General features: G+C 45.8%; 5 protein-coding genes. 3 read left to right on the top strand and 2 right to left on the bottom strand.

What is annotated here, in order from left to right; translation table 11 throughout:
- Positions 1-160 precede the first annotated feature (160 nt).
- A complete protein-coding gene (locus LC653_RS25750; RefSeq protein WP_229497551.1) occupies positions 161-7,870 on the top strand; it encodes a SpvB/TcaC N-terminal domain-containing protein in 7,710 nt (2,569 codons plus the stop codon).
- A 103-nt stretch (positions 7,871-7,973) separates the two neighbouring features.
- The gene (locus tag LC653_RS25755) at positions 7,974-8,222 is read left to right on the top strand and encodes a Uma2 family endonuclease (protein ID WP_229497552.1); all 249 of its coding nucleotides are present in this window, start codon (positions 7,974-7,976) and stop codon (positions 8,220-8,222) included.
- A 132-nt stretch (positions 8,223-8,354) separates the two neighbouring features.
- On the opposite strand, the gene LC653_RS25760 is transcribed toward LC653_RS25755, so the two are convergent.
- Together LC653_RS25760 and LC653_RS25765 are read right to left on the bottom strand one after the other, a co-directional pair.
- A complete protein-coding gene (locus LC653_RS25760) occupies positions 8,355-8,735 on the bottom strand; it encodes a type II toxin-antitoxin system VapC family toxin (RefSeq protein ID WP_229497553.1) in 381 nt (126 codons plus the stop codon).
- Positions 8,732-8,998: an AbrB/MazE/SpoVT family DNA-binding domain-containing protein gene (locus LC653_RS25765; RefSeq protein ID WP_229497554.1), complete on the bottom strand. Its 267-nt coding sequence runs from the start codon at positions 8,996-8,998 to the stop codon at positions 8,732-8,734. The genes LC653_RS25760 and LC653_RS25765 overlap by 4 nt, the downstream gene beginning before the upstream one ends.
- Before the next feature lie 53 nt (positions 8,999-9,051).
- Between LC653_RS25765 and LC653_RS46365 the strand changes: the two genes are divergently transcribed.
- The gene (locus LC653_RS46365; RefSeq protein ID WP_267923174.1) at positions 9,052-9,174 is read left to right on the top strand and encodes a hypothetical protein; all 123 of its coding nucleotides are present in this window, start codon (positions 9,052-9,054) and stop codon (positions 9,172-9,174) included.
- Positions 9,175-9,249: the final 75 nt, after the last annotated feature.

Below are 9,249 nucleotides of genomic sequence, written 5' to 3' on the forward strand. Positions count from 1 at the left end.
TTGAACAACTTATAGAAATTGAATTTAAAGGAACTACTTTCCTCTCACTGACTTTCCTCTTTTGAACTGAAAAGATTTAAAATTTTAATAAAATAAAACTCATTGTTATTAATTATTCATTGATTGAACATAGTTTCAGTAATCACAAATTAATACACGTATGCTTGAAGACTCAAACAAGAATAGTAATAATCAAGTAGACCAAACAGATAAAAGCTATTTTTCCTCACCACCTGCGATATCGCTACCAAAGGGGGGAGGTGCGATCAAAGGTATGGGGGAGAAGTTTGCGGCTAATCCTGTGACTGGGACTGGCTCAGTGAGTGTGCCTATTAGTACTACTCCCGGTCGTTCTGGCTTTACTCCACAGCTTTCTCTGTCTTATGATTCGGGAGCAGGCAATGGGGTGTTCGGATTAGGCTGGAATTTGTCACTATCTGAAATTACACGTAAGACAGACAAAGGCTTACCCCGATACTGGGATGATGAAGAATCGGATATTTTTATTCTTTCTGGTGCAGAAGATTTAGTGCCTGTACTTGAATTAGATGGCACACTTGATGAAACTTTACGAGATGGATATCGCATTCGCAAGTACCGTCCCCGGATTGAAGGATTGTTCGCCCGAATTGAACGCTGGACAAACTTTAATGGAGAAGCTCATTGGCGTTCGATTTCTAAAGACAACATCACGACAGTTTATGGCAGAACTGCCGAAAGCCGCATTTTTGACCCTAATGAACCAACGCATATTTTTAGTTGGCTAATCTGCGAGAGTTACGACGATAAAGGCAATGCCATCCTCTACAAATACAACGCAGAGAATTCTGAGGGTGTGGATATAGCTCAAGCTAACGAGCGCAACCGTACCTCAGAAAGCCGTTCAGCTAACCGCTACCTGAAGCGAATTAAATACGGGAATCTGGTTTCTCGATTGATGCAGCCTGACCTCGCGGAGACAGATTGGCTGTTTGAAGTGGTGTTTGATTATGGAGACCATCATCCAACTGATCCTAAACCGAATGACCCCGGAGTGTGGTCGGTTCGTAATGACCCATTTTCCTCTTATCGGGCTGGTTTTGAAATTCGCACTTATCGCCTCTGCCAACGGGTGTTAATGTTTCATCACTTTCAAAATGAAGTAAATGTTGGGCGAGATTGTTTAGTGCGATCGCTAGACTTTACCTATTCCTACGAACAAAACCCCACTAATATCCGTAATCCTATATATTCATTATTACTTTCAGTAAAACAGACGGGCTACAAGCGAAATCCTGAAGGCGGCTATATACAGAAATCTTTGCCCCCTCTGGAATTTAGTTACAGTGAAGCTAATATTGATGAGACAGTACGTGAAGTTGAGCCTGCCAGTTTAGAAAATCTGCCCCAAGGTTTGGATGGAACTCGGTATCAGTGGGTGGATCTGGATGGAGAAGGGTTGTCAGGAATTTTGACCGAACAGGGGAATGGGTGGTTTTACAAGCGTAACCTCAGCCCGATTAACACTGTTAAAAGCGATGGATCTGAACATATAGAGGCGCGTTTTGCACCGGTTGAATTGGTTGCCAGCAAACCTGCGATCGCTCTGAGTAATGGCGCACAGTTTCTTGATCTCGCTGGTGACGGTCAACTTGATGTGGTAGCTTTACGTAGTCCAACTCCTGGTTTTTATGAACGTACTCACGACGAAAATTGGGAATCATTTATTGCCTTTAAGTCTTTGCCCAACCTGGATTGGGATAACCCGAACTTAAAGTTTATTGACTTAGATGGTGATGGACACAGCGATATTCTGATTACAGAAGATGATTGTTTTGTTTGGTATCCATCTCTAGCTGAAGATGGGTTTGGAGCGGCAAAACGGGTACATCAACCTTGGGATGAAGAGCAGGGGCCTCGTGTTTTGTTTGCCGACAGTACCCTGTCAATTCACTTGGCGGATATGTCGGGGGATGGACTGACGGATATTGTACGGATTCGTAATGGAGAAGTGTGTTACTGGCCTAATCTGGGCTATGGGCGGTTTGGGGCGAAGGTGACGATGGATAATGCCCCTTGGTTTGATGCACAGGATATCTTTAATCAACGCCGAATTGTGCTGGCAGATATTGATGGCTCTGGGACAACAGATATTTTGTACTTGGGTGGAAAAGGCATTCAGGTTTATTTCAATCAGTCAGGCAACGGTTGGGTAGCGCAGGGCACATTGAGACATTTCCCAGCGATTGACAATGTGGCTTCAGTGACGATAATCGATTTGTTAGGCAATGGTACAGCCTGCTTGCTATGGTCTTCTCCTCTGCTTGGTAATGCTCAACGTGTCATGCGATATATCGACTTGATGGGCGGGCAAAAGCCACATCTTTTAATTAAAACAGTAAATAATATGGGTGCAGAAACAGTTGTGCAGTATGCGCCTTCCACTAAGTTTTATCTACAAGACAAGTTTGCAGGTAAACCCTGGATTACGAAGTTGCCGTTCCCCGTCCATGTCGTGGAACGGGTAGAAACCTACGATCGCATCAGCCACAATCGCTTCGTCACCCGCTATGCTTACCATCACGGTTACTTTGATGGTGTAGAGCGCGAGTTTCGTGGCTTTGGTATGATAGAGCAATGGGATACGGAGGAGATTGGGACGATTCAGCCTGGAGAAGCCTCATCAGACAGTACTAATCTGGATGCAGCTTCTTTTGTGCCACCCGTACATACTAAGACCTGGTTTCACACTGGAGTTTATATAGATAGAGAACATATTCCTAGTTTCTTTGCTCAAACAGAGTACTATCGGGAGCCGCAATATCGAATACCACCTAATGCAACAGAGGCACAACGAAAGATAATTGAGGCGAGATTTCAGGCTTCGCTGTTGCCTGACACAATTTTACCTGCTGGATTAACAGCCCAGGAAGAACGTGAAGCAGCGCGATCGCTCAAAGGTCACATTCTGCGTCAGGAAATTTATGCCCTTGACGGTTCAGACAAACAACCCCATCCCTACAGTGTTTCAGAACGAAATTCCGAGATTCGATTAGAACAATCACTACAAACGAACCGTCATGCAGTATTCTTCACTCATGATCGCGAAACCATTGATTATCACTACGAGCGTAATCCTGCCGATCCGCGTGTCACCCACGCGATGACGCTGGAAGTGGATAAATTTGGCAATGGATTGAAGTCAGTAGCGATCGCATATCCCCGCCGTCAACTTGCTTTACCCGATCATCGCTACTACGAACAGAAAAAGCAAGTCATCACCTACAGCGAAACCCAGGTGACGAATAAAGCGGATAAGACGGATTGGTATCGCATTGGTGTGCCGATTGAAAGCCGCAGTTATGAGATTACCGGGGTAAGCCTTCAAGGTGGCACTCGCTTTTCTGTTTCTGACTTCTATGATCAGACAACCAACGGTGATATCTCGGGTTATATTACTGCACCAGAAATTCCCTATGAAGCCATTCCCACGCTTAACACCCTGCAAAAACGGTTGATTGAGCGAGTCAGGACACTTTATCGCCCTAACACTGAGGCAGATAAAACTGATCCTACTCCTTTATTACTAGAAGAAGTTGAATCCCTTGCTCTTCCCTACGAGAGTTATAAATTGGCATTCACCCCTGAATTGCTGACATTGGTGTATGGCGATCGCGTTAATTCCAATCTCTTGACAGATGAAGGCAAATATGTATTGCTGGATGTGCTGGATGGGGGTTGGTGGATTCCTTCTGGTCGGCAAGCATTTAAACCGGATGGGTTTTACCTACGTTACAAATCTCGTGACCCGTTTGGCAATGTTTCTCAGATAACTTACGACGAGTATCACTTGCTGATGAAAAGTACCGTCGATCCGTTGGGAAATACGGTGCAAGCTGAGAATAATTACCGAGTTTTGCAGCCTCAAAAAATTATAGACCCGAATGGCAATAGAGCGGAAGTAGCTTTTGATGCTTTGGGGATGGTGGTTGGTACGGCTGTTATGGGGAAGAATGAAAATAAAGGCGATTCTCTAGATGGTTTTGAGCCAGATTTGGATGAAGCTACTATTGTTGAGCATATCCAGAATCCTCTCGTTAATCCCCACGCTATTTTAGGGAAAGCAACGACTCGACTTATCTATGATTTGTGGGCATATTATCGCACCAAGCAGTCAACGCCGAATGGTGAGGAACATGGACAGCCTCGTGTGGTTTATACTCTGGCACGGAAGCAACATGATGCTGATTTAGCAACGGGTGAGTTAACAGAGATTCAGCATAGTTTCCTGTATTCCGATGGGTTTGGGCGGGAAATTCAAACGAAGATTCAGGCGGAACCTGGGCGGATAAATGATAATGACCCTACACCGATAAATCCCCGCTGGGTGGGTACAGGGTGGAAGATTTATAACAATAAGGGTAAACCTGTCAAGCAGTATGAGCCGTTTTTTAGCGCTACTCATGCATTTGAATATGCCAAACAGTTAGGGGTGAGTTCTACTCTTTTCTATGACCCTTTAGAGCGAGTTATTGCAACGCTGCATCCTAATCATACTTATGAGAAAGTTGTTTTTGACCCTTGGCAGCAAGTTACTTGGGATGTCAATGATACAGTTACACAGGAAAATCCCCAGAATGACTCAGATGTGGGTGGGTTTTTCAGTGCTTTAGATGAAGCGGACTATCTGCCAACTTGGTATGTCAGTCGAAAAGATGGTCAATTAGGTAATGCGGAAAAAGACGCTGCGACAAAAGCACTTGCACACGCTAATACTCCTAGTGTCGCTCATCTCGATTCTTTGGGGCGGACTTTTCTGACGATTGCGGACAATGGATTGGTTAATGGTTTGCCGCAGAAATACGAAACCCATGTTGAGTTAGATATTGAAGGGAATCAACTCGTTGTCACCGATGCGCTAAATCGACAGGTGATGAGGAGTGTGCTGCTGATTAAAGATGCACAGGGTAACATTGTCAGTCAGGTGAATGCCTTTGATATGCTCAGTCATCAATTGTACTCCCACAGTATGGATGCGGGAGAACGGTGGACGTTGAGTAATGTGACAGGCAAACCAATTCGGGGGTGGGATAGTCGCAACCATGAGGTTCGACATACTTACGATCCGCTTCAGCGTCCTACACAATTGTGGGTGCGGCAAGGTACTGACCTAGAGGTACTCGCTGAATGTATTGTGTATGGTGATAGTGCTGATTCGGGTTTGACGCTGATAGAAACTCAAGGGGCAAATCTGCGAGGGAAAGTTTATCAACACTATGATGGGGCAGGAGTTATTACAAGTGAAGAATTTGATTTTAAAGGGAATTTACTTAGCAGCAGGCGACAGTTAGCGACTGATTACAAACAACAGGTGAATTGGGTGGGATTGGCGGATTTGACGAATGTGGCAGATATCGCCAATGCTGCTGGACTTTTGCTGGAAACTGAAATTTTTACCTCTAGTACGGAGTATGACGCACTCAACCGACCGACCCGTCTAATTACACCTGACGATAGCAAAATTCGCCCTACTTATAATGAGGCAAATCTGCTGGAACGGGTAGAGGTGGAATTGCGGGGTGCAGGGGTGTGGACAACATTTGTGAATGATATTAACTACGATGCTAAAGGTCAGCGGCAGCTAATTGAGTATGGTAGCGGTGTCCGCACTAAATATACTTACGATGACAAGACGTTTCGGTTGAAGACAACCCAAACTGGGGATAATGCCCGTCTGCAAAATTTAAGTTATACCTATGACCCGGTGGGCAATATTACAACGATTCAAGATGCTGCCCAGCAGACGGTATTTTTTGACAATGCGGTAGTGTCACCGAGTACAGAGTATGTGTACGATGCGCTGTATCGACTGATTCAGGCGGATGGACGCGAACACGCGGGTCAAGCGATTAATCCTCAATCTGAATATCAGCCGGAAAATAAGCCGCACTACGACTCTAACGACTTTACTCGCCGGAACTTGCCTCACCCGAATGATGGTCAGGCGATGCGTAATTACCGCCAACTCTACGAGTATGACTCAGTTGGCAATATCTTGAATCTGATTCACCAGGTTAATGGCACCACACTCTGGAAGCGGCGCTATGACTATGCAGCAGATAGCAACCGTTTGTTAAGCACCAGTCTGCCAAGTGACTTGGATACGCAACCGTTACCTGTCAGGTACTTCTACGACGAACACGGCAGTATGACGCAGATGCCGCACCTGCTAGAGATGCAGTGGGATTTCAAAGACCAACTGCAAAGGGTCGATTTGGGGGGTGGAGGGACTGCTTATTATGTCTACGATGCCAGTGGACAGAGGGTGCGGAAGGTGGTGGAGAAGAGTGTTGGACTGACGGAGGAACGGATATATTTGGGGGGTTATGAAATCTTCCGCAGGCGGAATGGGAATGGGCTGAAGTTGGAACGGGAAACGCTGCATATTATGGATGACTTGCGGCGGATTGCGTTGGTGGAAACGAAGACGGTTGATGTGGATACTCCTGTTGTTTCTCCTAGTCCTTTAATTCGCTATCAGTTGGATAACCATCTGGGTTCTGCGAGTTTGGAATTGGATCGGGATGGGCAAGTTATTTCTTATGAGGAATATTATCCCTACGGCAATACTTCGTATCAGGCTGGGCGTAGTGTGGCGGAGGTGAGTTTGAAGCGTTATCGCTATACGGGGAAGGAGCGGGATAAGGAAAGTGGGCTTTATTATCATGGGGCGCGGTACTATGCGCCGTGGTTGGGGAGGTGGACGGCAACCGACCCTATTGAAATAGCGGACGGGACAAATGTCTATGTCTATTCACAGAGTAACCCTATCCGTTTTAATGATCCTAGTGGAACAGAGACAACACCGCATCCGCTTGAGGAGGAAGCCCAAGCCAGCTTACTAGACATGCACGGCACAGAAAAGGAGGAGAATGAACTGCAAAGTATACCAGAGGAACACATTCCAGTCAATAATATCGCACCACCGCCACCTGCTGCTGTACCTGCTGCCGCTCCCACACAGAAACAATCAGTGCAATACGACCCCTGGTACCGCTTCACCTACCCTGCATTTTATTACCAAACAGGGTCGCATGACATTTTACAACCCATAGGTCGAAACGAGACTGGCTATATCGCCCTTAATATTCCAGTTAATTTATACATCTCAGTTGCAAATCTTCTATCAGCCCCTGTAAATGTTATTTCGGAGGTTGCGGCTCTGCCTGATGAGTTGATCCGAGCAGCTGGAGGAAGTGAGACAGATGTAAATGCATGGCACTTTACATCAATGATGGCTGGCGTGGGCGAAATCAATTCACTAACCGAGATGTCAGTGGCTAATCGAACACTGTCCGAATTGCGCGTAGCTACCACTGCTGCTCGTACCGATTTGATAGCAAATGAGGCTGCTGTTGTCCTCAGTGAAGCAGGAGCTGCACCGACGGCAGCCGGTGAATTACGTCTTGCCACAAATCTAAAAACTTCGCTTGAAATCGGACACAATGCATCGGGCGGAGGAGTAGGTACAGTTGTTGAAGGATTTCACCAAGTAGGAGATGTAGAACTTTCAACAAACAGTCTCGTCAGACAAGCACAAGTTCTCAAAGGTGGATTTCCAACATCAGTTGAAGCCTTTGATTTTGTTAGAGCTGCATCTGGTGGTCAATATACGATTTCCACGGTAGCAACTTCTGGGGAGAATGCGGCAAGGGCTATTGCTTGGGGACGAATCTTAGAACGCAATCCACAGCTTTTGGGTCTTTACAGCGCTCGCACTAATAACTGCACGACGATTTCGAGGGGAATACTTCAAGCAGGCGGGCTTGAACCCCCATTCTGGGCAATTACTCCTGCTCTACTTCAAATGTGGTTCAAATTACAGCAGTAGTTAGTAATAGTTAATAGGGTAGGCAGTGCCCAGCACTTACTAAAAAAGTTGTAGTTATTTCCTCGAACTTATTCCTGATTACTGAACACTGGAGACATTTCAAATGATTGCTCACTCTCAACCGCAATTAATGTCTTCCCAAGAGTTTCTGGAATGGGAAGAACAACAACCCCTTAAATACGAATACATTAATGGCGAAGTCATTGTCATGACAGGGGGAACAATTTCTCACAGCGATATTGCCATAAACCTTACATCGGCACTCAAAAATCACCTGCGAGGTAAGGGATGTAAAGTTCAGATGGCAGATGCAAAAGTGGGAGTTTCACTTCAGGGGCCTTTTCTTTCCTGAAGATAACCTAGAAAAAAAATCTGATAATTAACGCATTGCTACTGCCGTTTTTTGAAGAAATAAAATTAACTTTATGAGGGAAAAATAATGTATTCAAAAGTATTACATCTTTGCGATCGCGTCATCAACCCATTAACGAATGACACGCACATCCAAAGTCAGACCGAGATTTGCCCAAGCGCGATCGGTCGTCAAAACCGGAATACCAAACTTCAGCCCCAAACTCAAACAAGCGCGATCTCCAAGAGACAAACCATACTGCCTGGTTTGCTGCCAGAGTCGCCCCGTAACTTCCGCATCCTCTGGGGCAAACGGGTATATTTCCAGTCCCAGCGCTTCCAAGTCAACGCGCATCCCATCAACAGTCACACCAGCAGCGATCGATTTCTGTACTACTTCAGCCCAATTCACACTCGAAATAACAGACTCAGCCAACACCACTTCCACCGCTTCACTACCTGGTTCGTCCTGCAAATAGGCAAGCATTGCCGAAGCATCAAGAACTGCGTTCATTCACTTGCCTCTCTTTTAGCTTCTTCACGGCGTTCTGCCAACAACTCATCGGCAAGACTGAGGCCCTTCGGTAAGCCGGAAAAACGCGCCTTAAGCCGATGCTTGATAGCCTCTGGTTTTTCGAGAACCAACCGACCCGCTTCCAGACGGACTATCAGTAGATCGCCTGCTTCCAAGCCAAGCGATCGGCGTAATGCAGCCGGAATCACCAAGCGCCCTTGGGGACCCAAATGGACTTCAGCATATGTAGATGATTCGGACATATTCGTGAGTTTAGTGCCACACCATCATTATACGTGCCACAAACTATCGATTAGTGGCAAGGTCGAGCGGCATTGTACAGGTGGTGTTCCTATCTTTGGGCAAAGTTATCAGAGCGATCGCTCAATGGTTTGGCTTTCTGTTCAAAAAGTTGGGTAATTTCCAGAACCTTGATTAAAAGCGCTTCTTGTTTTTAAGTCAAGTGTGATGCCTGATTACCAGTATTTCAAAATCGAGAGATATTTTTACTCAA

Source organism: Nostoc mirabile CHAB5784, from assembly GCF_020829645.1.
Taxonomy (GTDB): Bacteria; Cyanobacteriota; Cyanobacteriia; order Cyanobacteriales; family Nostocaceae; genus Nostoc; species Nostoc mirabile.